Source organism: Nonomuraea fastidiosa, from assembly GCF_042751225.1.
Lineage (GTDB): Bacteria > Actinomycetota > Actinomycetes > Streptosporangiales > Streptosporangiaceae > Nonomuraea > Nonomuraea fastidiosa.
This window is the reverse complement of sequence record NZ_CP170570.1, coordinates 4,451,384-4,475,600: the sequence shown is the minus strand read 5'-3', so window position 1 is coordinate 4,475,600 and position 24,217 is coordinate 4,451,384. Positions and strand designations below refer to the sequence as shown.

The 24,217-nt window shown below is 70.3% G+C and carries 23 protein-coding genes and 1 riboswitch; of the genes, 13 read left to right on the top strand and 10 right to left on the bottom strand.

The window, feature by feature from the left end:
- Nucleotides 1-44: 44 nt before the first annotated feature.
- The 3 genes from ACFMQL_RS20875 to ACFMQL_RS20865 form a co-directional block, all read right to left on the bottom strand.
- On the bottom strand, nucleotides 45-815 hold the full coding sequence (locus ACFMQL_RS20875) for a carbohydrate ABC transporter permease (RefSeq protein ID WP_378790185.1): 771 nt from the start codon (nucleotides 813-815) through the stop codon (nucleotides 45-47).
- Nucleotides 816-894: 79 nt separating this feature from the next.
- The gene (locus tag ACFMQL_RS20870; protein ID WP_378786682.1) at nucleotides 895-1,857 is read right to left on the bottom strand and encodes a carbohydrate ABC transporter permease; all 963 of its coding nucleotides are present in this window, start codon (nucleotides 1,855-1,857) and stop codon (nucleotides 895-897) included.
- 195 nt (nucleotides 1,858-2,052) lie between these two features.
- The gene (locus tag ACFMQL_RS20865; RefSeq protein WP_378786680.1) at nucleotides 2,053-3,006 is read right to left on the bottom strand and encodes a LacI family DNA-binding transcriptional regulator; all 954 of its coding nucleotides are present in this window, start codon (nucleotides 3,004-3,006) and stop codon (nucleotides 2,053-2,055) included.
- A 192-nt stretch (nucleotides 3,007-3,198) separates the two neighbouring features.
- Here ACFMQL_RS20865 and ACFMQL_RS20860 point away from each other — a divergent pair, with 192 nt between their 5' ends.
- The 4 genes from ACFMQL_RS20860 to ACFMQL_RS20845 are packed head-to-tail and all read left to right on the top strand — an operon-like array spanning nucleotide 3,199 to nucleotide 7,938.
- Nucleotides 3,199-4,092: an NAD(P)-dependent oxidoreductase gene (locus ACFMQL_RS20860; RefSeq protein WP_364060600.1), complete on the top strand. Its 894-nt coding sequence runs from the start codon at nucleotides 3,199-3,201 to the stop codon at nucleotides 4,090-4,092.
- The gene (locus ACFMQL_RS20855; protein ID WP_364060597.1) at nucleotides 4,089-4,961 is read left to right on the top strand and encodes a 5-dehydro-4-deoxyglucarate dehydratase; all 873 of its coding nucleotides are present in this window, start codon (nucleotides 4,089-4,091) and stop codon (nucleotides 4,959-4,961) included. The genes ACFMQL_RS20860 and ACFMQL_RS20855 overlap by 4 nt, the downstream gene beginning before the upstream one ends.
- Nucleotides 4,958-6,010 carry a mandelate racemase/muconate lactonizing enzyme family protein gene (locus tag ACFMQL_RS20850; RefSeq protein ID WP_364060594.1) on the top strand — a complete coding sequence of 351 codons (1,053 nt, stop codon included), beginning with the start codon at nucleotides 4,958-4,960 and terminating at the stop codon, nucleotides 6,008-6,010. Before ACFMQL_RS20855 ends, ACFMQL_RS20850 begins: the two co-directional genes overlap by 4 nt.
- On the top strand, nucleotides 6,010-7,938 hold the full coding sequence (locus ACFMQL_RS20845) for a DUF6807 family protein (RefSeq protein WP_364060591.1): 1,929 nt from the start codon (nucleotides 6,010-6,012) through the stop codon (nucleotides 7,936-7,938). The genes ACFMQL_RS20850 and ACFMQL_RS20845 overlap by 1 nt, the downstream gene beginning before the upstream one ends.
- 58 nt (nucleotides 7,939-7,996) lie before the next feature.
- On the opposite strand, the gene ACFMQL_RS20840 is transcribed toward ACFMQL_RS20845, so the two are convergent.
- Entirely contained in the window at nucleotides 7,997-8,869 is an 873-nt protein-coding gene (locus ACFMQL_RS20840; protein WP_378786676.1) for a TetR family transcriptional regulator, read from the bottom strand.
- Between the two features lie 103 nt (nucleotides 8,870-8,972).
- Between ACFMQL_RS20840 and ACFMQL_RS20835 the strand changes: the two genes are divergently transcribed.
- A complete protein-coding gene (locus ACFMQL_RS20835; RefSeq protein ID WP_364060585.1) occupies nucleotides 8,973-10,196 on the top strand; it encodes an acyl-CoA dehydrogenase family protein in 1,224 nt (407 codons plus the stop codon).
- A 52-nt stretch (nucleotides 10,197-10,248) separates the two neighbouring features.
- Here ACFMQL_RS20835 and ACFMQL_RS20830 read toward each other — a convergent pair whose 3' ends face one another.
- Nucleotides 10,249-10,878, bottom strand: coding sequence for a DUF6879 family protein (locus ACFMQL_RS20830; RefSeq protein ID WP_364060582.1), 630 nt, complete (start codon nucleotides 10,876-10,878; stop codon nucleotides 10,249-10,251).
- A gap of 804 nt (nucleotides 10,879-11,682) precedes the next feature.
- Nucleotides 11,683-12,618: an alpha/beta fold hydrolase gene (locus ACFMQL_RS20825; RefSeq protein WP_378786673.1), complete on the bottom strand. Its 936-nt coding sequence runs from the start codon at nucleotides 12,616-12,618 to the stop codon at nucleotides 11,683-11,685.
- Between the two features lie 384 nt (nucleotides 12,619-13,002).
- Between ACFMQL_RS20825 and ACFMQL_RS20820 the strand changes: the two genes are divergently transcribed.
- From ACFMQL_RS20820 to ACFMQL_RS20800, 5 genes are read left to right on the top strand one after another with little or no spacing between them, the layout of a single operon-like run.
- A complete protein-coding gene (locus ACFMQL_RS20820; protein ID WP_364060576.1) occupies nucleotides 13,003-13,668 on the top strand; it encodes an ABC transporter permease in 666 nt (221 codons plus the stop codon).
- Nucleotides 13,661-14,848, top strand: a complete 1,188-nt coding sequence (locus tag ACFMQL_RS20815) for an ABC transporter ATP-binding protein (protein ID WP_378786671.1) — start codon at nucleotides 13,661-13,663, stop codon at nucleotides 14,846-14,848. Before ACFMQL_RS20820 ends, ACFMQL_RS20815 begins: the two co-directional genes overlap by 8 nt.
- A complete protein-coding gene (locus ACFMQL_RS20810) occupies nucleotides 14,845-15,621 on the top strand; it encodes an ABC transporter permease (RefSeq protein WP_364060570.1) in 777 nt (258 codons plus the stop codon). The genes ACFMQL_RS20815 and ACFMQL_RS20810 overlap by 4 nt, the downstream gene beginning before the upstream one ends.
- The gene (locus tag ACFMQL_RS20805) at nucleotides 15,618-16,577 is read left to right on the top strand and encodes a glycine betaine ABC transporter substrate-binding protein (RefSeq protein ID WP_364060567.1); all 960 of its coding nucleotides are present in this window, start codon (nucleotides 15,618-15,620) and stop codon (nucleotides 16,575-16,577) included. Before ACFMQL_RS20810 ends, ACFMQL_RS20805 begins: the two co-directional genes overlap by 4 nt.
- A gap of 40 nt (nucleotides 16,578-16,617) precedes the next feature.
- Nucleotides 16,618-17,469 (top strand): SDR family oxidoreductase, encoded by an 852-nt coding sequence (locus ACFMQL_RS20800; protein WP_364060564.1) that lies wholly within the window; start codon nucleotides 16,618-16,620, stop codon nucleotides 17,467-17,469.
- On the opposite strand, the gene ACFMQL_RS20795 is transcribed toward ACFMQL_RS20800, so the two are convergent.
- On the bottom strand, nucleotides 17,466-17,810 hold the full coding sequence (locus ACFMQL_RS20795) for a hypothetical protein (protein ID WP_364060561.1): 345 nt from the start codon (nucleotides 17,808-17,810) through the stop codon (nucleotides 17,466-17,468). The genes ACFMQL_RS20800 and ACFMQL_RS20795 overlap by 4 nt on opposite strands.
- Nucleotides 17,811-17,963: 153 nt before the next feature.
- Nucleotides 17,964-19,508, bottom strand: a complete 1,545-nt coding sequence (gene thiC / locus ACFMQL_RS20790) for a phosphomethylpyrimidine synthase ThiC (RefSeq protein WP_378786667.1) — start codon at nucleotides 19,506-19,508, stop codon at nucleotides 17,964-17,966.
- Nucleotides 19,501-19,613, bottom strand: a riboswitch (TPP riboswitch). (Overlaps the previous gene by 8 nt.)
- 91 nt (nucleotides 19,614-19,704) lie before the next feature.
- Here thiC and ACFMQL_RS20785 point away from each other — a divergent pair.
- The 3 genes from ACFMQL_RS20785 to ACFMQL_RS20775 all read left to right on the top strand — a co-directional run bounded on the left by ACFMQL_RS20785 (nucleotide 19,705) and on the right by ACFMQL_RS20775 (nucleotide 22,132).
- Nucleotides 19,705-20,055, top strand: coding sequence for a hypothetical protein (locus tag ACFMQL_RS20785; protein ID WP_378786666.1), 351 nt, complete (start codon nucleotides 19,705-19,707; stop codon nucleotides 20,053-20,055).
- 10 nt (nucleotides 20,056-20,065) lie between these two features.
- On the top strand, nucleotides 20,066-20,932 hold the full coding sequence (locus ACFMQL_RS20780) for a universal stress protein (RefSeq protein ID WP_378786664.1): 867 nt from the start codon (nucleotides 20,066-20,068) through the stop codon (nucleotides 20,930-20,932).
- A gap of 168 nt (nucleotides 20,933-21,100) precedes the next feature.
- Complete coding sequence (locus ACFMQL_RS20775; protein WP_364060552.1) at nucleotides 21,101-22,132, top strand: cellulose binding domain-containing protein; 1,032 nt, start codon at nucleotides 21,101-21,103, stop codon at nucleotides 22,130-22,132.
- On the opposite strand, the gene ACFMQL_RS20770 is transcribed toward ACFMQL_RS20775, so the two are convergent.
- Both ACFMQL_RS20770 and ACFMQL_RS20765 read right to left on the bottom strand, forming a co-directional pair.
- On the bottom strand, nucleotides 22,129-22,794 hold the full coding sequence (locus ACFMQL_RS20770) for an AIM24 family protein (protein ID WP_364060549.1): 666 nt from the start codon (nucleotides 22,792-22,794) through the stop codon (nucleotides 22,129-22,131). The genes ACFMQL_RS20775 and ACFMQL_RS20770 overlap by 4 nt on opposite strands.
- 81 nt (nucleotides 22,795-22,875) lie before the next feature.
- Nucleotides 22,876-24,096, bottom strand: a complete 1,221-nt coding sequence (locus tag ACFMQL_RS20765; protein ID WP_364060546.1) for an FAD-dependent monooxygenase — start codon at nucleotides 24,094-24,096, stop codon at nucleotides 22,876-22,878.
- Nucleotides 24,097-24,217 lie beyond the last annotated feature (121 nt).

The following is a 24,217-nucleotide window of genomic DNA, read 5'->3' as shown; positions in this document are numbered from 1 at the left end:
CTACCTCCTATGGGTGTTCGCTGTTGAGGGGGGTGGAGGAGGAACTACTTCAGTCCCGTGGTGGCGACACCACGGATCAGGTATTTCTGGCCCGCCAGAAAGAACCCGAAGATGGGTCCCAAAGCGATGATCGACATGGCGAACATCGGGCCCCACGACGAGTCGCTACTGGCGTCCAGGAACGTGCGCAACGCTACCGGTACGGTGAAGTTGTCGGGGTTGTTGAGATACAAGAGTTGACTGAGAAAATCGTTCCATGTCCAGATAAAGGTGAAGATCGCGGTCGTGGCCAGCGCGGGCATGCACAGGGGCATCACGACCCTGATGTAGATGCGCCAGTAGCCGGCACCGTCGATCTCGGCCGCCTCGTCCAGCTCCCTCGGCAGGGTGCGGATGAACTGCACCATGAGGAAGATGAAGAAGGCGTCCGTGGCCAGCACCTTCGGCATGATGAGCGGCCAGATCGTGTTGATCAGGTCGAGCTTCGAGAACATGATGTACTGCGGCACGATCGTGACGTGCGCGGGCAGCATGATCGTGCCCAGCATGAGCGCGAACCACAGCTTCTTCAGCGGGAAGTTCAGCCGGGCGAACGCGTAGGCGGCCAGCGAACACGCCACCAGGTTCGCAAGCACCGACAGCACGGTGATCACCGCGGAGTTCCACAGGTAGTAGCCGAAGGGGTGCTTCAGCGCGTACCAGCCCTCGGTGTAGTTCTCCAGCGTGAAGGTGCTCGGCCACAGGCCGGGTTCACGGAAGATCAGCTCCTCCGGCTTGAGCGAGCTGGAGATCATCCACAGCAGCGGATAGAGCATGATCAGGCCGAAGCCGATCAGCAGGATGTGCTTGACCACCGGCCCGCCGCGGAAGGGGCGGAACAGCACCGGAGTCGGCCTACTTGGTGTCGCCATAGAAGACCCAATACTTGGAAGCGAGGAAGTTCACCCCGGTCAGCCCGGCGATGATCAGCAGCAGGACCCAGGCCATCGCGGCGGCGTAGCCCATGTCGTAGTTCTTGAAGCCGTTCAGGTAGAGGTAGAGCGTGTAGAACAGGGTGGAGTCGGCCGGGCCGCCCCTGCCGCCGCTGACGATGAACGCCTGCGTGAACGACTGGAACGACTTGATGAGCTCCAGCACCAGGTTGAAGAAGATGATGGGCGTCAGCAGCGGCACCGTGATCGACCTGAACTGCCGCAGCGGGCCGGCGCTGTCCACCGCGGCGGCCTCGTAGTAGCTGCTCGGGATCTGGCGCAGACCGGCCAGGAAGATGATCATCGGGGCGCCGAACGTCCACACGTGCAGGAGGATCAGCGTCGACAGCGCGGTGTCGGGGTCGCCGATCCAGCCGGGCCCCTCGATGCCGAAGAGCGCCAGCACCGCGTTCACCAGGCCGTCGGCGCCGAAGACCTTGCGCCACAGGATCGCGATCGCGACGCTGCCGCCGAGCAGCGAGGGCAGGTAGAAGATCGAGCGGTAGATCGCCAGGCCGCGCAGGCCGCGGTCGAGCACCAGGGCGAGCGCGAGGGCGAAGGCCAGTTGCAGCGGGACCGAGACGACCACGTAGATCGTGGTCACCTTCAGCGAGTTCAGGAACCTCGGGTCCTGCGTGAACATCTTGACGTAGTTGTCGAACCCGACCCACTTGGCCTCCTCCAGGAGGTTGTAGTCGGTGAACGACAGATACAGGGAGGCGAGGATCGGGCCGACCGTGATGACGAGCAGGCCGGCGAACCAGGGGGCCAGGAAGAGATAGGCGGCCCGTGCCTCCCGACGGGACCGTTTCGTGGAGCGGTGGCCGCCGCGCGGGGCGTCAGGCGCCGCCCGCCGGGGTTTCACCGCCGCCGAAACTTCAGTCATCACGGACCTTCCGGCGAGTAGGTGAACGGATAGCGCTTTCCTATAGCTGGCGGGAAAGTTACGTCAACCCTTTGCAGGCGTTACCTGGCTGTTACCGATATATCTTTACGGCGTTTTCCCAGCTAGCGAGCTTGATCGCCGCAGAAGTCTGATGAATTTCGTTTCGGATTAGTACAACCGTTTGCAGCAGCCGCGTCATCGCGGAGCCGCGGTGGAGTCCCTGATCACGAGCCGGGTCTCCAGCGAGGTCGTGGCGCTCACCTCTTGGATGAGCAGATCGACCGCGAGCCGTCCCGCCGCGGCCGTCGGCATGGCGACGGTGGTGAGCTTCGGGCGGTTCAGCCGCCCGGGAACGATATCGTCAATCCCCACCACGCTGATGTCCTCTGGCACGGACAGCCCGAGGTCGCCGAGGCCCTCGATGAGGCCGATGGCCACCAGGTCGTTGTAGGCGAGCACGCCGGTCGCGCCCGAGTCGCGCACGCGCGGCGCCGCCGCGAAGCCGCCCCGCTCGGTGGGCGCGTTGGGGCCGATGACGACCAGCTCGACGTCCGGCACCTGTTCGGCCGCCGTACGGATCTCCGCGCTCGTCCACGACCCCGCGGGGCCCGACACCAGCGCGACCCGGCGATGCCCGAGCCCCGCCAGGTGCTCCACGGCCAGCTTCGCGCCGTGTCCGACGTCCATGAGCACGGTGGCCGCGCCGCGCAGCCGGCGGTTGATGACCACGCACGGCACCCGCTCGGCCAGCCGTTCCAGCGCCTTGTTGGAGGAGCGGGGACTGCACAGCACCACGCCGTCCACCTGCTTGGAGAATGCCTGGATCAGCTCCTCCTCCACGGCCGGCTCCTCGTCGGTGTCGGCCACGAACAGGTGGTAGTCGCGCTGCCTGGCGGCCGCGTGGGCGGCCTTGATCAGCGGAGGGAAGAAGGGGTTGGCGATGTCCGCCACGATCAGCCCGAGATTGTGCGTACGCCCGGTCGTCAGCGCCCGTGCCGCCCGGTTGGGCCGGTAGCCCAGCTCCTCCGCCACGCTCAGCACCCGGTTGCGGGTGGCCGCGTTCACCATGTGCGGCGCGGAGAAGGTCCGGGAGACCGTCGACACGTGCACCCCGGACGCCCGGGCCACATCGCGAATCGTCACTGTCACAGTCGCTCACCCTAACGCAACCGCTTGCAGGAGCCACTAGGGCGATGAAAGCGCTTGCCACACGGCCAGTCAGTCGAGCCCTTCAGGAAGCCGCAGCTAGGCGTGCGGTGACGAAATCACCTCTTGACGCTTCACCCTTCCTGACACAAAGGTTTAGTGCAACTGTTTGCAGTCTTGAAGGAGCCCCACACGGTGAGCAGAGTCCTCGTCACCGGAAGCGCAGGACGCCTCGGCCGCAGCGTGGTCACCACGCTCGCGGCGGCCGGGCACGAGGTCATCGGGGTCGACCGGGCCCCCGGTACGCCCGCGGAGGCAGCGGTCACCTTACCGGCCGACCTCACCGACGCGGGAGAGACGTTCGAGGTGATGGCCAGATTCCGTCCCGAGACGGTGATCCACCTGGCCGCCATCGCGACGCCGTTCAGCCGGCCCGAGTCGGTGATCTTCAAGGTCAACACGCAGCTCGCCTTCAACGTGTGCGAGGCGTCGGTGGCGCTCGGCGTGGCGAACCTGGTGCTGGCCAGCAGCCCCACCGTCATCGGGTACGGCGCCCCCGGCGGCTGGGCTCCCCGTTACCTGCCCATCGACGAGGAGCACCCGGTCAAGCCCTGGAACGCCTACAACCTGTCCAAGGTGACCGCCGAGCACACGATGAAGGCGTTCGCGGAGGCCGGCACGACCAAGATGGCCGCCGTGCGCCCGTGCTTCGTCATCCCGCCCGAGGAGTGGGCGGGCGCGCCCACGCAGTCCGGCCACACCGTACGCGAGCGGCTCGACCGGCCCGAGCTGGGCGGGGTGTCGCTGTTCAACTACATCGACTCCCGCGACGCCGCCGAGATGATCGCCGTGCTCGCCGAGGCGCTGCCCGAGCTGCCCAACGGCGAGGTGTTCTTCGCCGGCGCCGCCGACGCGCTGGCCAGGAAGCCGCTGGCCGACCTGCTCCCCCAGGTCGTGCCCGGCACCGAGGGGTTCGCCGACGGGCTCACCGGCACCACCCCCGCCTTCTCGACCGCCAAGGCAGAGCGGCTGCTCGGCTGGCGGCCCAAGCGCAGCTGGCGTACCGAACTCAAGGATGAGACCGAATGAAACTCAGCGGTGTGCTGTTCTTCCCCGTGACCCCCTTCGACGCCGGCGGCGCGCTGGCCGAGGACGTGCTGGCCGAGCACGTGCGCAGGGGCATGGAGCACGGCCCCGGCGGCGTGTTCGCGGCCTGCGGCACCGGCGAGTTCTCCGCGCTGTCGGAGGACGAGCACGCCCGCGTGGTGCGGGTGGCCACCGAGGTCGTGGCCGGGCGAGCGCCGGTGTTCGCGGGGGCGGGCGGGCCGATCGGCGCGGCGCTGAAGCAGGCGCGCGCCGCCAAGGACGCGGGCGCCGACGGGCTGCTGCTCATGCCGCCCTACCTCGCGCAGGGCCCAGGGCACGGCTTCGAGGCGTACGTGCGGGCCGTGGCCGAGGTGCTGCCGGTGGTCATCTACCAGCGCGGCTCGGTCGTGCTCGAACCCGACGCCGTGGTCCGCCTGGCCGAGATCCCGGGCGTGATCGGGCTCAAGGACGGCGTCGGCGACATCGACCGCATGCAGCGGACCGTGCTCGCCGTGCGCGAGAACCACCCCGACTTCCAGTTCTTCAACGGGCTGCCGACCGCCGAGCTGACCATGCCCGCCTACCGGGGCATCGGCGTGCACCTGTACTCCAGCGCGGTGTTCGCGTTCGCACCGGAGATCGCGCTCGCTTACCTGAACGGCGACGAGCGGCTGCTCACCGAGTTCTACGCCCCGCTCGTCCGGCTGCGCGGCAAGGTGCCGGGGTACGCGGTGTCGCTGATCAAGGCCGGGGTGCGGCTGCGCGGCCTGGACGTCGGCGGCGTGCGGCCGCCGCTGGTCGAGGTGTCCGAGGAGCACCTGGCCGAGCTGCAGGAGCTGATCAAGGTCGGTCTTGACCGGGTGGCGTCATGACGATCGCGGAGCTGCGTACCGAGCTGCGCACGGTCCCGCTGCCCCGCCCGTGGGGCGCGGACGTGCCGTACAACCACGTGATCGTCACCCACGTGACGCTGAAGGACGGGCGCACCGGCACCGGGTTCTCGTGGACGCCGCAGATCGGCGCGCACGCCGTCAAGGCGCTGCTCGACCACGACATCCGCAAGGCGCTGATCGGCGCGCCCGCGCACCCCGAGGTGGTCTGGGACCGGCTCTGGCGGCACCTGCGCGAGGCCGGCCCCGGCGGCGTCACCACGGTCGCGCTGGCCGGCGTGGACCTCGCGCTGTGGGACCTGCGCTGCGGCGAGCAGGCGCTGCCCGACGTGCTGGGGCGGCGGCGCGACGAGGTGCCGGTCTACGGCAGCGGCGTCAACCTGCACTACCCGCTGGAGGAGCTGGTCGAGCAGGCCAGGCGCTGGGTGGCGGCCGGCTACCGCGGCGTCAAGATCAAGGTGGGCCGCCCCGACCTGGCCGAGGACGTCGAGAGGGTGGCGGCGGTCCGCGAGGTGATCGGCCCCGACCGGCTGCTGATGATCGACGCCAACCAGCGCTGGGACCTGCACAGGGCCCGGCGCGCGCTGGCCGCGCTGCGCGAGTTCGGCCTGTACTGGATCGAGGAGCCGCTGCCCGCCGACGACGTGGCCGCCCACGTCGAGCTGCGCCGCTCCATCGACGTGCCGATCGCCGTCGGCGAGAACGTCTACACCACCTACGGCTTCCGCGACCTGCTGGCCGCCGGTGCGTGCGACGTGGTGCAGCCGAACGTGGTGCGGGTCGGCGGCATCACGCCGTTCCTGCGCATCGCCGAGCTGGCCCGCACCTACGATGTGCCGGTCTACCCGCACCTGCTGAGCGAGGTGTCGGGGCAGCTCGCGCTGGCGCTGCCGCAGCCGCTCATGGTGGAGGACGTCGAGGACGCCTCCTTCGCCCGGCTGGGGCTGCTCGCCGAGCCGTACCCGGTGCGGGTGTCGGACGGCGTGCTGCGCGCGGGCGACCACGCCGGGCTCGGGCTGAGGTGGTCGTGATGGCGCCGGCCAAGGTGATCCTCACAGGGGCGCAGGGACACGGCCGCCACCACCTCGGCATCCTGCGCGAGCTGTCCGAGCGCGGCATCGTCGAGCTGGTCGGCATCTGCGACCTGCGGCCGGTCGAGGTGGACTTCTGCGACCCGCCGCAGTCGTCCGACCTGGGCGAGCTGATCGCCAAGACCGGCGCGGAGTTCACCATCATCTGCACGCCGATCAACACCCACGCCGACCTCGCGATCACCGCGCTGCGCGCGGGCACGCACGTGCTGCTGGAGAAGCCGCCCGCGCCCAGCCTCGACGAGCAGCGCAGAATCGCCGAGGTCGTCGCCGAGACCGGCCTCGCCTGCCAGGTCGGCTTCCAGTCGCTCGGCTCGGCCGCCATCCCCCATCTGCGGCGGATCATCGCGGGCGGCTCGCTCGGCCGGATCCGCGGCATCGGCGGGGCCGGGGCCTGGGAGCGTCCTTCGGCGTACTTCACCCGCGCCCCCTGGGCCGGTCGCCGCCGGCTGAACGGCGTGGACGTGATGGACGGCGCGCTGACCAACCCGTTCGCGCACGCGATCGCCACCGCGCTGGCCCTCGTGGACGCCCCCATCGCCGGGATCGAGACCGAGCTGTACCACGCACACCCCATCGAGTCCGACGACACCTCCTGCGTACGGATCCGGCTGGAGGACGGGCTGGTCATCACCATCGCGGTGACGCTGTGCGCGCCCGAGTCGGTGCCCCGGCACGAGCCGTACCTGGTGGTGCACGGCGAGCGCGGCCAGGCCACGCTGACCTACACCAACGACCGGCTCGTGGTGGAGCTGACCGACGGGTCGGTCGTCACGACCGTGCACGAGCGTACCGGGCTGCTGGAGAACCTCATTGACCACGTGCGCACCGGCGCGGAGCTGCTGGCGCCGCTGGCCGCGACCGAGCGGTTCACCCAGGTGGTGGACGCCATCCGGCTGTCGCCCGAGCCGGTCCCGATCCCCGAGCGGCACCAGATCGTGCTCAGGGACACAGGCGGCGAGGTCTCCGGGCGGGTCCTGCCCGGCGTGGTCGAGCTGACCCGGCGCAGCGCGGCCGAGCTGGCGCTCTACTCCGAGCTGGACGCGCCGTGGACGCGGGTGTCGCTGCTGGTGTCGGGCACCGAGGTGGCCGCCTACGACTTCCGTCCCGACCTGCCCGCCACCGACTCGCCGCGCCCGTACCTGCACGGCGTGCGCACGCTGGGCGGCGTGGAGGTCACCCAGGTGCGCCCCGAGGACCACGTGCACCACCTGGGCGCCGGGGTGGCGATCTCCGACCTCGGCGGCGCCAACTTCTGGGGCGGGCGCACGTACGTCAAGGACCAGGGGCCGACCTGGCTGGACAACCACGGCACGCAGCGGCACCTGGCCTTCACCCGGCTGGACGACGACGGCTTCACCGAGCTGCTGGAGTGGGTCGGCCCCGGCGGGCCGCTGGTCCGCGAAGAGCGCACGGTGGCCGCGCGGCCGCTGGGCGAGGCGTGGGCGCTGGACTTCGCGTTCACGCTGACCAACCTCACCGGGGAGCCGTTGAAGATCGAGAGCTCGGCCACCAAGGGCCGGGCCGGCGCCGGGTACGGCGGCTTCTTCTGGCGGGCGCCCGGCACCTCCGTCGACCGGGTCACGCTGCCCGGGGACGAGCAGGCCGTACACGGCAGCAGGGAGCCGTGGATCGCGATGTCGGGCACCACGCCCGAGGGGCGCGACTGGACGCTCGTCTTCGTGCAGGCCGACGGCGACCCGTGGTTCGTGCGGGTGGCGGAATATCCGGGGGTGGGGCAGGCGCTGGCGTGGGACACGCCGCTGACCTTCGAGCACACGCTGTCGCGGCGGGTGGTCACGGTCGTGGCGGACGGCCGGCTGACGGCGGACGAGGCTGGGGCGCTGGCGTCCGCCGTCACGTTCTGACGACCGCCTCAGGGCTCCGGTCCACGCCTCACCGGAGCCCCCACCCGCCGCCCCCGCCTCAGCCGGACTCCCCGGCTGAGGCGGGGGCGCTTCGTGCCGGGCGCGAGCCGTGCGGGGCGGGCTCGCTCATCTCGGGATCCGAGCCGTCTGAAACGGGCCCGCCCGCCTCGGCACACGAGCCCGCCTCGGCACACGAGCCCGCATCAGCGCGCGAGCCCGCATCAGCGCGCGAGCCCGCTTCCGCGCGCGAAGCCGGGGAGCCCTCCGGCTCCTGCGGCGGGCCTCCCGGCGACGCGGACTTGCCGGCCGTCGATCTGAGGAGGCGCAGGGCGCCGCGGGACAGGGCGGTCAGGATGTCGGCCGCCTCGTCGAGATCGGGGTAGCGCCCTTCGAGGTGGCCCATGGCCAGCGCGTTGGTGGCGGCGTTGATGCCCTCGGCGATCATCTCCAGCCGCCGCCTGTCGCGCTCGTCGTCGGCGGTATAGCCGAGCGCGGCCAGGTCGGCGGCGTGATGGTCGCGGTAGGCGTCCGCCGTCTCCCTGGCGAAGTCGCGCAGCGAGGACGAGGGGTCGTGGCGCGCCCTGAGCTGGATGCGCAACAGCTCGGGATGGCGGCAGATGGCCTCCAGCGGGATGCGGAACGTCTCGCGATGGAGGTCGATGTCGCCCGGAGCCTCGCGGGCCTTGCGGCGCGCCTCGCGCATGGAGGCGCGCAGCCGCTCGCCGCCCTCCTGGGCGAGCACCCGCAGCAGCTCCTGCATGTCCTTGAAGTGCACGTAGAAGCTGGACTGCGCGATGCCGGCGGCCTTGGCGACCTTGACCGTGGTGAGCCCGGCCTCGCCCTCCTCGTCGAGGATGGTCAGGGCGGCGCGCAGGAGCCTGCGCCTGGTCAGGTCTTTGGCCTCGCTCCTGGTGAGCGGCGTGCTCGTCATCGGTCGATTCTCCCGCGGGTCTTGTGCGGAATTTCACCGATAGTACTATCGGTGAAATCGCCCTTGGGGATCAGCCGTCCCGCGCATTGGGAGGTACGACCGCATGGCCATCGACTTCACCCTCGCCCCCGAGCACGAGGAGATCCGCAAGCGGGTCCGCGCGTTCATCCAGGGCACGGTCATCCCCGCCATGGACGAGGTGCCCGAAGGAGACCGCGAGGCGTACCTGCGCACGATCTTCCACCTCCGCTCCCTCGCCAAGGAGCAGGGGCTGTGGCTGCCGCACATGCCGAAGGAGTGGGGCGGCATGGGGCTCGGGCACGTCGAGCTGGCCATGGTGCAGTCGGAGGCGGCCAAGACCCGCATCGGCCCGTGGGTGCTCAACTGCCAGGCCCCCGACGAGGGCAACATGCACACGCTGCTGCACTGGGGAAACGACGAGCAGAAGGAGAAGTACCTCCGTCCGCTTCTGGAAGGGCGGGTGATGTCCTGCTTCGCCATGACGGAGCCGGAGGTGGCCGGTTCCGACCCCACCCTGATCCGTACGGAGGCCGTCCAGGACGGGGACGAGTGGGTCATCAATGGCCACAAGTGGTTCATCTCCAACGCGCGCCGGGCGAACTTCGCGATCCTCATCGCCCGTACGGAGAAGGACGTGCCCGAGGGGTCGCGGGGCGCCAACACCGCGTTCATCATCGACCTGCCCAACCCCGGCTGGCAGGACGTCCGCGAGATCGAGACCATGCACGGCTCCACCGGGCACAGCGAGATCGTCATCAAGGACCTGCGGGTGCCCTCCAGCGCCGTACTCGGCGGCCGGGGCAACGGGCACCGGCTGGGCCAGTACCGCCTCGGCCCGGCTCGCCTCGCACACTGCATGCGCTGGATCTCGCAGGCCGAGACCGCCCTGGACATGATGGTGGACCGCGCGCTCAACCGCTACAGCCACGGCTCGCTGCTGGCCGAGAAGCAGGGCATCCAGTGGATGATCGCCGACTCGGCGATGGAGCTCTACCAGTGCAAGCTCATGGTCCTGCACGCCGCGTCCAAGATCGACAAGGGTGAGGACTTCCGTACGGAGGTCTCCATGGCCAAGCACTTCGTGGCCGGCAGCCTCAACCGCATCGTCGACCGCGCCATCCAGGTGCACGGCGCGCTCGGCTACTCCACCGACACGCCGCTGGCCCAGATGTTCCAGCACGCCCGGTGGGCCCGCTTCGCCGACGGAGCCGACGAGATCCACCAGATGCGCATCGCCGAACGCACCATCGCCGCATACCAGGCCACCGGCTCCACCTCCGCGGCCACCGGCGGCCTGCCACTGTAGGCCTCGCCGGGCGCTCGGGGGCTGCGTCAGACGCTCATCCGGCGGGGGGAAGTCAGACGCTCACCCGGGGCGCGGGAAGCGGCACGATCTCCCGGTCGTAGTAGGAGCGGAAGTCCTCACCCGCGGCGAACAACTTGTCCAGCTCACCGTGGCAGGCCTCGATCACCTCCCGGTCGTCGATCCGCCGTGCCCCGCTGTGCGTACCGGTCTCGTCGTACGTCACCTCGTACATCACCACCGTGCCGAGCACCACCAGCTCCGGCAGCCGCCGCCCGCCCTCCAGCTCGGCCACCTCGCCCGCGTCGAGCACCCGCACCTGCTCGACGGTCGCCACCCGCAGCGCCAGCACGTGCATCTCCCACTGCAGGTACGGCGTGACGGGCTGCTCCACGATCCTGATGCGCCTGCGCAGGAAGCTCTCGGCCGGGCGGTCGTACTCCCGCATCAGCCCGCCCCGGCTGTCGAACCACCCGATCGGCTTGTCGTCGATGAGCTTCAGCGACCGGTCCCAGTCGCCTTCCATCATCGCGACCCAGCTCGGCTCGCCCGTCTCCTGGAAACTCTGGATGCGCTCCAGCTTCCAGAACACGTCATCTATTTTCCGGAAATTAGGCCAGAAATCGTCCAGATATTCGTCCGCACTCAGCCTGACGCCCGGTATCTCATGAATGCGCTCAAGCATGAGAGTATCCCTTGTTCACGCAAGCAGCCCGCACGCCGAACGACCGGACATCACGCCAGGACCGGTCGCCGCACTCGACGGCACAAGCTTGATTTCGCAGGTCAAGTCCCTGACTATCACCACGAAGCGCCGCTTGTCGAGCATCCCCCACCCAACCCCGGCAAAAACCCGAAAAACCCTCCCTGCGCCCGCACAAACCCCCACGAATCGAATAATTCCGGCGTTGTGGCCGGAGTGTTGAGCACGCAACCCGCCTGCGACTCAGCCGCGAAAACAGAAAGGCACGAAAGGCAGGAACGGCACGAACAGCCGGCAACGCCGACCCGCCGCACAGTGCCGGGCGCCGATGCCCCCGCTCAACGGGGACCGGCCGCCCCACGGGCCGGGGCGCCGATGCCTCCCCTTTGGCGCGAACCGGCCGCCGCACGGGCAGGACCACTTCCCGTACGGCGGCCGTGCCGCTCGGCAGCCCCGGCCCGAGTTCACCCAACCGGCCGAACGCCGGTTCTCCCAGCGCCGGCGCGGCCCTCAGCACCCTCGCCGTTCCGCTGAAGGCCGCGCCGGCTTCCCTCACCCCACCTCCACCCCTGTCGGCCGCTCAGCACCAGCGCCGACACCCAGCCCTACGCCGACACCCAGCACCCGTGTCGACGCCCGGCCCCTACGCCGGCCCTCCCGCCACCCACGCACCGACGCCTCGGCGCCTGCGCCCGCCCTCTCAGCGTCCGCGCCGAAAGCCTCAGCGCCCTGCGCCAGGTTGCCCCGCCGGCCGCGCCGACCGGATCCCCGGCAACGAGGGCGGGGTCAGCGGGCGTAGCGGGGGGCCTTGGCGGCGACGGTCTGGATGGCCTTGACGGCGAGCTCGGGCTGGTCGACGTAGATGTAGTGCTCGCTCTTCTTCGCCACGGTCAGGCGGCTGTTGCGGGAGAGGGCGAGCCACTTGCGCTGGCCGGCGGCCCACGCCTTCTCCAGCTTCGGCCCGTACGTCGGGATCGCCGCGAGGTACGGCTTGCCGTGCCGGATCACCTCGACCGGGATGCGCCCGGCCGAACGCACCCTGCCGTCGGGGACGACCAGCATCTCAGGGTTCTGCCCCTGGAAGACCGCGAGGTTCTGGGCCCGCAGCTCGGCGGCGGGGCCGGTGGCCGACTTGGGGATGGCCGTCTTGACGTCGCGCTGCATGGTGGAGGGGGTGGCGTCGAGCAGCACCAGGCCCTTGACGCGGTCGCGGTGCTCGGGTGCGTACCTGGCGGCGATGAGCCCGCCCAGCGAGTGCCCGGCGAGGACGACGGGCTGGCGGCCGGCGACCCGGTCGAGCACACCGGTGAGGATGCGCCCGGTGTCGGCGAAGGTCTGCTTGCGGGTCGGCTTGTCGCTCTTGCCCTCGCCGAGCCGGTCGTAGGAGCAGACGCGGTTCTTCTTGCTCAGCGTCTTCTGCAGGGAGGCCAGCTTGTCCAGCCCGTCACCCATGCCGGCCAGCAGCACGATCACCGGCTTGCGGCCCGTGGCGGGACGACCGGAGCACGACACGTTCACCGACTTGCCGGCAACCTTGATCTTCTTGGTGCCGACGAACGGGTCGGCCTTGCGCTTGCCACCGAACGGGTCGAAGTTCGACAGGCCGGTGCCGGCCAGCGGGTCCCACGTCTGCGGAGCGGCGGCGGCCGGTCCGGCGGCGATGCCCATCCCGACGGCGGTGCACAGAGTGATCACGGCGGCTGCCTTGAACGTGCGCTTCATGTCGTCCTCCCAAGCGAGATGTCAGGCCGCCGGGCTGGTCCGGCCGGCGGTGCCGGCGGGCGATTTCGTTGATCGCCGCCGACACAGAGAACGGTATGGTTTCGGCCCCCTGCCGGTCGTCACCGCTCGGTGGACAACCTCCGGTAGCTCTCAAGGGGGACAACCGCCGCATCAGCAGGCCATGGCGGGGATCAGGTAGCGGTCAAGGATCGGGCGCCGGCGGTTGGCGGGCCGGCCGCGCAGGAGGCGGGCGCCGCCGGACTGGCCGATGCCTTCTGCCGCAGGTCAAGAGCACCGCAGCAGGCAACCCTCCCCGCTCCATCTTTGTGCAAGAAGTGACAGATGGGGCGTTTGATGCTGGGTGTCACGGTTAGAGGTCAGGCGATGACACTGTGGGAGTACATCGAGGACAGGTGGGATCTCATCGTCTTCGAGACGTGGCAGCACGCCAGCATGGTCGCCCAATGCGTGCTGGTGGCGGCCGTGCTCGGCGTGCTCATCGGCGTGGCCACCTACCGCCGCCCCAGGCCCTCGGCACTGGCCACGGCGGCGGCCGGGGTGCTGTTCACGGTGCCGTCGCTGGCCATGCTGGGCTTGCTGATCCCGCCGCTCGGCCTGGGCGTGGCCCCTGCGGTGACGGCGATCGTGCTGTACGCCCTGCTGCCCATCGTCCGCAACACGATCGTCGGCCTGCGCGACGTCGATCCCCTGCTGGTGGACGCCGCGCGCGGCATCGGAATGAGCCGCCGCAGGTCGCTGCTCAAGGTGGAGCTGCCGCTCGCCTGGCCGGTGATCCTGACGGGCATCCGCGTGGCCACGCAGCTCTCGATGGGCATCGGCGCGGTCGCCGCGTACGTCTCGGGCCCGGGGCTCGGCGAGCAGATCTTCTCCGGGCTGGCCAGGCTCGGCGGCGCGAACGCGCTCAACGCCACGCTGACCGGCACGATCGGCGTGGCGATCCTGGCGCTCGTCTTCGACGGTGTCTTCGTGCTGATCGGCCGGCTCACCACGCCGAGCCGGCGGCCCGCCTCGGGAGGTGCACGTGCCTGACCAGCGGCCGGCCGCGACGACTCACGGCGTGCCGATCGAGCTGCGCAAGGTGACCAAGGCGTTCCCCGGCGGCGGCGAGCCGGCCGTACAGGAGCTGGACCTGGACATCGCGGCGGGCGAGATCGTGGTCCTGCTCGGCCCGTCGGGCTGCGGCAAGACCACCACGATGCGGATGATCAACCGCCTGATCGAGCCGACGTCGGGCGACATCATCATCAACGGCCAGAACTCCCGCGACATCGACCCCGACCGGCTGCGCCGCCACATCGGGTACGTCATCCAGCAGGCCTGCGCTGTTCCCCACATGACGGTGGCGGCGAACATCGCCCAGGTGCCCAAGATGCTCGGCTGGGACCGCGAGCGCATCGCCGAGCGGGTGGACGAGCTGCTCACGCTGGTGGGTCTGGAGCCCGAGCAGTTCCGCGACACCTATCCGCGCCGCCTGTCGGGCGGCCAGCAGCAGCGGGTGGGCGTGGCCAGGGCGCTGGCCGCCGACCCTCCGGTGCTGCTCATGGACGAGCCGTTCGGCGCGCTCGACCCCATCACCCGCGAGCGGCTGCAGGACGAGCTGCTCCGTCTTCAGGACGACCTGGCCAAGACGATCGTCTTCGTCACGCACGACGTGGACGAGGCGCTCAAGATCGGCGACCGCATCGCGATCATGCAGCGCCCCGGGCACATCGTGCAGTACGCCCGTCCCGCCGAGATCCTCACGAACCCGGCCAGCGAGTACGTCGAGCAGTTCCTCGGCAGCGGCTCATCGATGCGGCTGCTGCGCCTGACCAAGGTGGGCGACATCGAGCTGGACCAGGTGCCGTTCTTCCCGGAGGACCGCGACTGCGCCGACGTGCTGCGCGAGGTCGAGCGCGACGGCCGGGGCTACGCGCTGATCACCGACGGGATGCGCCGCCCGCTGCGCTGGGTGAGCACGGCCGACCTCGAGGGCCGTACGGGTCCTGCCGGCTCGGCGGGCGCCCCCGTGACCGGCACGATCAGTCACCGCAGCACCTTGCAGGACGCGCTGGAGGCGCTGCTCAACGCCGACACCGACATCCTGCCGGTGGAGGGCAGGCGGCGTACGTACGCGGGCGCGCTGTCGCTGAGCACGGTGCAGAACGCGGTCCAGTCGATCAAGGCCCGCGAGCGGGAGCGGCGGCTGAAGAGGAGCGGTGCCGGATGACGGTCGACAGCGCCGCCGAGAGGCAGGCGACCACTCCGGAGCCGCGCATCGGGCGGTCGTGGCGCGCGTTCCTGCCCCCGCTGTGCTACCTGGCGGTGGCCGCCGCGATGGTCGGCTACACGCAGATCGTGCCGCTCGACGGCATCGAGCGGGGTTCGCTGAGCCTGCCGTTCCTGATGCGCCGCACGTGGGAGCACATCCAGCTGGTGTTCTTCTCGACCGTGCTGGTGCTCGCGGTGGCGCTGCCGCTGGGCGTGCTGCTGACGCGGGGCGCGCTGCGCAAGGCCACGCCGGTGGTGCTGTCGCTGGTGAACTTGGGCCAGGCCACCCCGGCGGTGGGCCTGGTGGTGCTGCTCGCGGTGCTGTTCCAGATCGGGTTCTGGACGGCGGTCGCCGCGCTGTTCGCCTACAGCCTGCTGCCCACGCTGCGCAACACGATGGTGGGCCTGGAGCAGGTGGATCCGCGCCTGGTGGACGCCGGGCGCGGCATCGGCATGTCGGCGTCGGGGGTGCTGTTCAAGGTGGAGCTGCCGATGGCGGTGCCGGTCATCCTGTCGGGCATTCGTACCACGCTGGTGCTGAACGTGGGCACGGCGGGCATCGCGGCGTTCATCGGCTCGGGCGGGCTCGGCGACCTGATCACCACCGGGGTGAGCACGCAGCGCAACCTGATCCTGGTCACCGGATGCGTGCTGATCGCGGTGCTGGCGCTGCTCATCGACTGGGGGGCCGGGCTGGCGCAGCGCCTGCTGTCCCCGAAGGGCCTCACATGAGGGCTCTCGCCGCCGCCCTCGCGGTCCTGCTCTGTGCCGCCGGGTGCGGGCTGCGGCCGGCGTCGTCGTTCGTGCCGCCGATCGAGCCGGGCAGCATCCGCCCGATCCCCGATCTGGAGGGCAAGCGGGTGCGGGTGACCTCCAAGGAGTTCACCGAGCAGCTCGTGCTCGGCAAGATCGCCGTGGTCGCCCTCACCGCGGCCGGGGCGGACGTGGTGGACCAGACGAACGTGCAGGGCAGCGTGAACGCCCGCGCCTCGCTGATCCGCGGCGACGCCGACCTGATGTGGGAGTACACGGGCACCGGCTGGATCACCTACCTGGGGCAGCAGAAGCCGGTGGAGGGCGCGCAGGCGCAGTACGAGGCCGTACGCGACCTGGACCTGCGCGAGAACGGCATCGTGTGGCTGCCGCCCGCCCCGCTGAACAACAGCTACGCGCTCGGCGTCACCAAGGCGTCGGCCGAGAAGTGGGGCCTGTCGAAGATCTCCGACATCACCAAGGTGCCGCTGCCGCAGCGCACGTTCTGCGTGGACCACGAGACCTTCGGCCGCGACGACGGCTTCCTCGGCATGCTGCGGGGCTACGGCCTGCAGTACGGCAAGGACGTGCCGAGGGCCAACGTGCGCAGGTTGTCGGTCGGCGTGCTTTACCGATCGGTGGCCACCGGGCAGTGCACGTTCGGCATGGTCACCACCACGGACGGCCGGGTGAAGGCGCTCGGCCTGGTGCTCCTGGAGGACGACCGGCACTTCTTCCCGCAGTACAACGCGGCGGTGACGATGCGGCGGCAGCTCTTCGACGCGCACCCGGAGATCGCGAAGATCTTCGCGCCCATCAGCGCGAAGCTGACCGACGACGTCATGCGCGACCTGAACGCGCAGGTGGACGTGGACGGCGACATGCCCGTGCTGGTGGCCCGCGACTGGCTCAGGTCACAGGGATTCGTCCGATGAGAGGCGTTAGCCATACCTGACCGCGGGCAGCCCGCAGGTCATGTCACAGACACCACCACCCCAGAACCAGCCCTACCCGGGCAGCACCGGCGAGATGGCGCCGGAGCCGCGCGACGAGATGCGCGACTACGTCGGCCGTGACCTGCTCGCCGGCAAGAAGGCGCTCATCACCGGCGGCGACTCGGGCATCGGCAGGGCGGTCGCCGTGGCGTTCGCCAAGGAGGGCGCGGACGTCGCGATCGCATACCTGAGCGAGCACGAGGACGCCGCGCACACCCGCAAGCTGGTCGAGGAGACCGGGCGGCGCTGCGTGCTGCTGCCCGGAGACCTCGCCGACCGCGCGCACTGCGTCTCGGTCGTCGAGCAGACCGTCTCCGAGCTGGGCGGCCTGGACGTGCTGGTGAACAACGTGGCCTACCAGCAGCCGGTGAGCGGCCTGGAGGAGCTGGACGACGAGCAGTGGGAGCACACGTTCGCCGTCAACATCCACAGCTACTACCGCGTGATGAAGGCCGCGCTCCCGCACATGCGCGAGGGCGCGGCCATCATCAACACCTCGTCGATCAACGGCCTGCGCGGCAACAAGTCGCTCATCGACTACGCCGCCACGAAGGGCGCGATCAACGCGTTCACCTACTCCATGGCCCAGAACCTGGTCGAGCGCGGCATCCGGGTCAACGCGGTGGCTCCAGGACCGGTGTGGACGCCGCTCATCCCGGCCACGATGCCGGAGGAGAAAGTGGAGAAGTTCGGCGAGCAGGTGCCGATGGGGCGACCCGCCCATCCGGACGAGATCGCCCCCTCGTACGTGTTCTTCGCCTCCGACCGGCTGTCCTCGTACTACACGGGCGAGGTGCTGGCCCCGATCGGCGGCGAGACGCTCCCCGGTTAGACGCGGCCCGAGTCCTTGATGGACACGATCGAGGCGGTCTGGAACTTCTTGTGACCCTTGCCGTCCCCGGCGACGTTCGCCGAGTAGGTCTTGGTCGTCCAGCCCAGGCTGTACTTGATGGTGATCTTGTGCTTGGTCTTGCACCGGTTGTGCCAGTAAACGGTCACCGACGTGTTCCCGTCTCCCCATGACCAGGCGAAGCACCCGGCCACCCCCCGGTGGACGCCCGCCGAGGCCGGCGTGGCGCCGAGCCCGGCGCCGAGCCCCACGGCGACGGCGGACGCGGCGGCGACGACCGCCGCGCGCTTGCGCAGGCCGGCCATACGAGCAGTGATGGACACAGGAAATCCCCCTTTTTCCGGTGGTGTGAGGAACGCCCGGCGGCACCCCGCTGCCGGGCTCGCTCCTCACCGTGCCATCGAATGGGCCGGATATCCCGCGAACTTTGTCCAGACCTGCGGTTTTGGACAGGCTCTGGACAATTGGACAATGTGTCACTCCACGTAGATCGTGCCTCCGAGGCGGCGGAACTCGGCCGCCTTCGCCGCGTAACCGGCCTGCCTGATGTCGTGGCTGATCCGCATCGAGCAGAACTTCGGCCCGCACATCGAGCAGAAGTGCGCGGTCTTGGCGGGGGCGGCGGGCAGCGTCTCGTCGTGGAACGAGCGGGCCGTGTCGGGGTCGAGCGACAGGTCGAACTGGTCCTCCCAGCGGAACTCGAAGCGCGCGTCCGACAGCGCGTCGTCCCACTCCTGCGCCTTCGGATGGCCCTTGGCCAGGTCGGCGGCATGGGCGGCGATCTTATACGTGATGACGCCGGTCTTCACGTCGTCCTTGTCCGGCAGGCCGAGGTGCTCCTTGGGGGTGACGTAACAGAGCATGGCCGTGCCGTACCAGCCGATCATGGCGGCGCCGATGCCCGAGGTGATGTGGTCGTAGCCGGGCGCGATGTCGGTGACGAGCGGGCCGAGCGTGTAGAACGGCGCGTCGTCGCACAGCTCGCGCTGGAGGTCGACGTTCTCCTTGATCTTGTGCATGGGCACGTGGCCCGGGCCCTCGATCATCACCTGGACGTCGTGCTCGCGCGCGATCTTGGTCAGCTCGCCCAGCGTGCGCAGTTCGGCGAACTGGGCCTCGTCGTTGGCGTCGGCGATCGAGCCGGGCCGCAGGCCGTCGCCGAGCGAGAACGACACGTCGTAGCGGGCCAGGATCTCGCACATCTCGGCGAAGTTCTCGTACAGGAAGCTCTCGCGGTGGTGCGCCAGGCACCAGGCGGCCATGATCGAGCCCCCGCGCGAGACGATGCCGGTCTTGCGGCCCACGGTGAGCGGCACGTGCGCGAGCCGCACGCCCGCGTGCACGGTCACGTAGTCCACGCCCTGCTCGCACTGCTCGATCAGGGTGTCGCGGAAGACCTCCCACGACAGCTCCTCAGGGCGGCCCTTGACCTTCTCCAGCGCCTGGTAGATCGGCACGGTGCCGACCGGGACCGGGGAGTTGCGCAGGATCCACTCGCGGGTCTCGTGGATGTCCGCGCCGGTGGACAGGTCCATGATCGTGTCGGCGCCCCAGCGGGTGGCCCACGTCATCTTCTCCACCTCCTCCTCGATGGAGGAGGTGACCGCCGAGTTGCCGATGTTGGCGTTGATCTTCACGAGGAAGTTACGCCCGATGATCATGGGTTCGGACTCGGGGTGGTTGACGTTCGCGGGGATGATGGCCCGGCCCGCGGCCACCTCCTCGCGGACGAACTCCGGCGAGACGCCCTCGCGTACCGCCACGAACTCCATCTCCTTGGTCACCAGGCCCCGGCGGGCGCAGGCGACCTGGGTGACCGGATGGCCGGCCGCCCGCCGCTCCTCGATCCACTCCGCCCGGCGGCGCGGCAGGCCCCGGCGCAAATCGGGCTCGTAGGAGGGGTCGGTGTACGGGCCCGAGGTGTCGTACAGGGTGACCGTCTTGTCGTTCGACAGGCGCACCTGGCGCATCGGGACCCGGAGTTCACCGCAGTAGATCTTGGAAAAGCGCGCGTCGCTCATCGCGCAAACTCCCTTCGCCGGCATTACCCGGAGCAGGTTCTGGCGGTCGGCGGCTCGCAGCCGTCCTCTCAGCCCGGTCTCCACCGGGCTCCCGCGTTCGGACGGCGCTGATCGTACCCACCCCCGCCAAGGTCCCAAACCCACCCGAAAAGGTTTGGGGGCACTTCTCAGCGGTACGGACCCCATCAGGGGAAACATGATGAGAATCGCCGCTGTCGCAGGACTACTCGTCGTGATGGCCGCATCCGGCGCCACCGCCGCCGCCGGGGACGGCATGCAACAGCACGAGGTCAGCCAGGAGCAGTACGACATCCTGATGGCCCAGTGCCGCTACTCCGATACCGGCAAGGCCAAGTGCCGCGCGAACGTCAGAGAGCTTTACCGCGTCGGCCGTACCGACCCCACCCTCGACTGCCGCACCTACGCCGGCGTGACCGTCTGCGGCACGCTCAAGCTCAGCGCCGCCGAGCGGGCCTGCGTCCGCGACTCCGAAGCCAAGGGGCTGTCGTTCCGGCGCGCCGAGGTGGAATGCTACGTCCAGTCCTGAGGAGCCGAGCGTGATCATCGTTGGTGTGGACGGCTCCCGCCCCGGCCTTGAGGCGGCCGGCTGGGCCGCCACCGAGGCCGCGCTGCGCCAGGTGCCGCTGACCGTCGCCCACGTCGTGCCCGCGTGGGTGTGTGAGGAGGGCACCTCCGTCCGGTACGCCGAGGTCGCGCGGTGGATGCGCGAGAACGCGCAGTCCGTGCTGACCTCCGCCAAGGACCGCGCGCTGCGCGAGCGGCCCCAGGTCCGCGTGGAGACCGTCCTGCTCCCCGGCGATCCCCGCGCGGCGCTGGTCAAGGCGTCCGCCGAAGCCGAGCTGCTGGTCGTCGGCAGCCGCGGCCTCGGCGGCGTGCGCGGGCTGCTCGTGGGCTCCGTCGCGTACGGGGTCGTCGCGCACGCCGAGACGAACGTCGTCCTCATCCGCGACCGCGCCGCCACGCCCGGCGAGGTGGTGGTGGGCACCGACCTGTCCGCCCGCGCGGGCAAGGCGCTGGAGTTCGCCTTCGCCGAGGCCGAGCTGCGCGGGGCGCGGCTGCGGGTCGTGCAGGCGTGGGCCTGGCCCCAGCCGGGCGGCTTCGAACCCGCCGACGACGACAGCGAACAGGGTCACCTGCTGGCGTTGCAGAGCGCGCTCGTCCCGTTGCGCGCCGAACATCCCGGCGTGGAGGTGACCGCCGAGGTGGTGCACGGGCATCCTGTCGAGGTGCTGAAGGAGGCGGCGGCCGGCGCCGAGCTGCTGGTGGTGGGCTCGCGCGGGCGGGGGCAGCTCGCGGGCATGCTGCTCGGGTCGATCAGCCAGGCCATGCTGCACCATGCGCCCTGCCCGCTCGCGGTGGTCCGCGCCCCCGACACGGCGTCGCAGCCCGGAGCACCGGTCTGACGCCTTACCCCGCGCGGCCCCCGCCCCGAGCGGGCCCGGCCCGCGCACGCAAACGTGAAAGTTACATGCGTCTCCCCAGGTCGCCCCGGGTGAGCCGATCATTCCCTTTTCCGCACCCATAGGCGAAATTTACGATCTGCGCGCAGGTTGACGACGGGAGAGCGGACCATGCGCAAGATCGGTGCCGTGCTGGCCGGGATGGTGGCCGTGATCGCGGCCGTGCTGTTCGCGACGACGCCGGCCGACGCCGCGGCCGTACGGATCATGCCGCTCGGCGACTCGATCACCGGCTCCCCCGGCTGCTGGCGCGCCCTGCTGTGGAACCGGCTGCTGAGCACCGGCCACACCAACATCGACTTCGTCGGCACGCTGCCGCCGCAGGGCTGCGGGGTCGAGCACGACGGCGACAACGAGGGACACGGCGGCTACCTCGCCACCAACGTGGCGAACCAGAACCTGCTGCCCGGCTGGCTCTCGGCCACGCGCCCCGACATCGTGCTCATGCACTTCGGCACCAACGACGTGTGGAGCAACATCCCGCCCGCGACGATCATCAGCGCGTTCACCACGCTGGTGAACCAGATGCGGGCGAGCAACCCCAACATGCGGATCCTCGTCGCCAAGATCATTCCGATGAACCCGGCCACCTGCCCCGACTGCGCCCAGCGCGCCGTGGCGCTCAACGACGCCATCCCCGCCTGGGCCGCCGCGACGACCACCGACCAGTCGCCGATCACCGTGGTCGACCAGTGGACGGGCTTCGACACCGCCACCGACACCTACGACGGGGTGCACCCGAACGCCGCCGGCGACCAGAAGATGGCCGACAAGTGGTATCCGGCCCTGGTCGAGGCGCTGTCCGGCACCCCGACCCCCACCGACACGCCCACCGTGCCCGACGGTGACTGCACGGCCACGTACAAGACGACAGGTCAGTGGCAGGGCGGCTTCCAGGGCGAGGTCACCGTCACCAACACCGGCGCCGAGCCGATGACCGGCTGGACGGTGACCTGGACGTACGCCGATGGCCAGCACCTCACCCAGCTCTGGGGCGGCACGCTGAGCGCGGACGGCTCGTCGGTGACCGTGCGGAACGCGGCGTGGAACGGCTCGCTCGCGCCGGGGGCGTCCACGACGTTCGGCTTCCTCGGCTCGTACGAGGGCGCCAACACCGCCCCCACGCCCGCCTGTTCGAGCTAGGCGGACGCCTTCACCACCGGCGGCCCCTCGCTGGCCTGCACCAGCACGAACCCCTGCCCCCTGAACGCGAGCTGCATGGCCTCACCGCTCCCCCGGCCGATCAGCGCGCCCATCTTCACCGTCCGGTTGATGCCGACCTGCAGCGAGGTGCTCCAGCACACCGCCGACTGCCCGTCGGCGTACGTCGGCATGCGCGACGCGTCGAGCAGCACCGGCGTGCCGTGGGTGGTCACCGCCACCCACCCCGTGCCGGTGACCGTGGTGTTGAACAGCCCGCCGGCCGCCACCCCCGCGCCCTGCACCCGCTTGATGTCCCACGACAGCTGCGGCTGGAAGGCGAGCAGGTTGCGGCCGTTGACCGTGATGCCCTCGTTCTCCAGGTAGAACAGGTGGATGTCGTCGGCGTTGTCGGCGAGGTAGAGCAGGCCCTGGCCGCGTACGCGCATCAGCGAGGCGCCCTCGCCCGTGACGGCCTTCTTGAGCAGCTTGCCGAGCCCGCCGCCTTCGTAGTCGAAGTCCATCTCGCCTTGGAAGGCGACCATCGAGCCCTGCTTGGCCAGCACGTCGTCGGGTAGCTGGACGCGCAGCATCTTGGCGTTCTCCAGCGCGAACCCGGGAGGGAGCTGCCGGGGGTCGAGGTTGCCGAAAACCGAACCGCGCACCTGGTGTGAACCTTCCTTCGTCGGGCGGCGTACGTAAGGGATCAACGGCCGCGGGCCTCCCGCCGTTCCCTTCGGTGCGGCTCAGCTTCCCGCGGCGCCGTCGAGCAGGTGCGCGCCGGGCGTGAAGTCGGGCAGGATGAGCGCCGAGTGCGCGGGACGTTCCTGCGCGGCGGGCGCCTCCACCAGCTCGCGCAGCATGGCGTCGCGCCGCTCCATGTCCTCGGCGGTCGCCGGGAAGATGTGGCTGCCGCCGTCGTCCACGAACGCCTGGTTCAGGGTGACGAATTCGCGGGTCTCCCGCTCGTACGCGGCGAAGGCGGCCTCGGGGTCCGGGTACGCGGCCAGCGACCCGGCCAGCATGTACGCCCCGACGAGCGCGAGGCTGGTGCCCTGCCCGGTCAGGAACGACGGCGCGTACGCCGCGTCGCCGACCAGCGCCACCCGCCCCTTCCACCAGCGCGGCATGCGGATCTGGCTGACCGTGTCGAAGAACAGGTCGTCCGCCTCGCGCATGGCGGCCACCAGGTCCTGCACCTTCCATCCCGCGTCGGCGAAGGTCTCGGCCACCAGGTCCCGCTGCGCCTCGGGGTTGCGGAAGGCGTGGAACGGCGGGTCCTTGCGCGCGAAGTTGAGGAACCCGTGCACCTCCTCGCTCTCGTCGCCGGGCGCGTAGAGGACCGCGGCCCTGCCGGGCGTGCTCCACAGCACCGCCTCGTGGGAGAGCCCGAGGACGTTCGGCATGGTGAAGCCGGCGAAAACGTAGCCGAGGTAGTGGTGGAACTGCTCCTCCGGGCCGAACAGCGCCTCCCGGGTGCGCGAGTGCAGCCCGTCCGCGCCGATCACCACCCAGTACGTGTGCCGCGCACCGCTTGCGAAGGTGACCTCCACCCCGTCCTTCGTCTCGGTCATGGTCTTGATGGAGTCGTTGAACACGAACCGCACCTCGCCGCCGGTGGCCGCGAACAGGGCGTCGGCCAGGTCGCCCCGGCGCACCTCCAGGTCCCGGCCCTCCACGCCGCCGTCGATGAGGCGCGGGTTGAGCACGGCGACCTCGTCCCCCTCGGCGCCGAGGAACGTGAAGCGGCGCATGTCCACGTTCACCTCGCGCAGCCGGGGCTCGATCCCCATGCGTCGGACCGCTTCGAGCGCGGTGCCGCGCACGTCGATCGGATAGCCGCCGCCGCGCAGCCCGCCGGCCCGCTCCACGACGGTGACGGAGAAGCCGTACCGGTTGAGCCAGTACGCCACCGCCGGGCCGGAGATGCCGCCGCCGGAGACCAGGATCTCGCGCTTCGCTGTCATGACTGATCTTCCCTTTCTGTTGGTCGTGGCGAGCAGGGGTTGGGCGGTGACGGCCCCGTGGACGAAGCCCGATCCGCGGGTCCGCGGCGCTCACTGCACTACAACGTGCAGTGTAGTTAAC

Bases quoted from the DNA above. Each gene is read 5' to 3' on its own strand.
- ACFMQL_RS20835 (WP_364060585.1), top strand. From the start codon at position 8,973: ATGGCCATCGACTTCACCCTCGCCCCCGAGCACGAGGAGATCCGCAAG.
- ACFMQL_RS20775 (WP_364060552.1), top strand. From the start codon at position 21,101: ATGCGCAAGATCGGTGCCGTGCTGGCCGGGATGGTGGCCGTGATCGCG.
- ACFMQL_RS20765 (WP_364060546.1), bottom strand. From the start codon at position 24,096: ATGACAGCGAAGCGCGAGATCCTGGTCTCCGGCGGCGGCATCTCCGGC.
- ACFMQL_RS20805 (WP_364060567.1), top strand. From the start codon at position 15,618: ATGAGGGCTCTCGCCGCCGCCCTCGCGGTCCTGCTCTGTGCCGCCGGG.
- ACFMQL_RS20800 (WP_364060564.1), top strand. From the start codon at position 16,618: ATGTCACAGACACCACCACCCCAGAACCAGCCCTACCCGGGCAGCACC.
- ACFMQL_RS20785 (WP_378786666.1), top strand. From the start codon at position 19,705: ATGATGAGAATCGCCGCTGTCGCAGGACTACTCGTCGTGATGGCCGCA.
- ACFMQL_RS20875 (WP_378790185.1), bottom strand. From the start codon at position 815: ATGCTCTATCCGCTGCTGTGGATGATCTCCAGCTCGCTCAAGCCGGAG.
- ACFMQL_RS20810 (WP_364060570.1), top strand. From the start codon at position 14,845: ATGACGGTCGACAGCGCCGCCGAGAGGCAGGCGACCACTCCGGAGCCG.
- thiC (WP_378786667.1), bottom strand. From the start codon at position 19,508: ATGAGCGACGCGCGCTTTTCCAAGATCTACTGCGGTGAACTCCGGGTC.
- ACFMQL_RS20820 (WP_364060576.1), top strand. From the start codon at position 13,003: ATGACACTGTGGGAGTACATCGAGGACAGGTGGGATCTCATCGTCTTC.
- ACFMQL_RS20840 (WP_378786676.1), bottom strand. From the start codon at position 8,869: ATGACGAGCACGCCGCTCACCAGGAGCGAGGCCAAAGACCTGACCAGG.
- ACFMQL_RS20855 (WP_364060597.1), top strand. From the start codon at position 4,089: ATGAAACTCAGCGGTGTGCTGTTCTTCCCCGTGACCCCCTTCGACGCC.
- ACFMQL_RS20870 (WP_378786682.1), bottom strand. From the start codon at position 1,857: ATGACTGAAGTTTCGGCGGCGGTGAAACCCCGGCGGGCGGCGCCTGAC.
- ACFMQL_RS20830 (WP_364060582.1), bottom strand. From the start codon at position 10,878: ATGCTTGAGCGCATTCATGAGATACCGGGCGTCAGGCTGAGTGCGGAC.
- ACFMQL_RS20850 (WP_364060594.1), top strand. From the start codon at position 4,958: ATGACGATCGCGGAGCTGCGTACCGAGCTGCGCACGGTCCCGCTGCCC.
- ACFMQL_RS20845 (WP_364060591.1), top strand. From the start codon at position 6,010: ATGGCGCCGGCCAAGGTGATCCTCACAGGGGCGCAGGGACACGGCCGC.
- ACFMQL_RS20825 (WP_378786673.1), bottom strand. From the start codon at position 12,618: ATGAAGCGCACGTTCAAGGCAGCCGCCGTGATCACTCTGTGCACCGCC.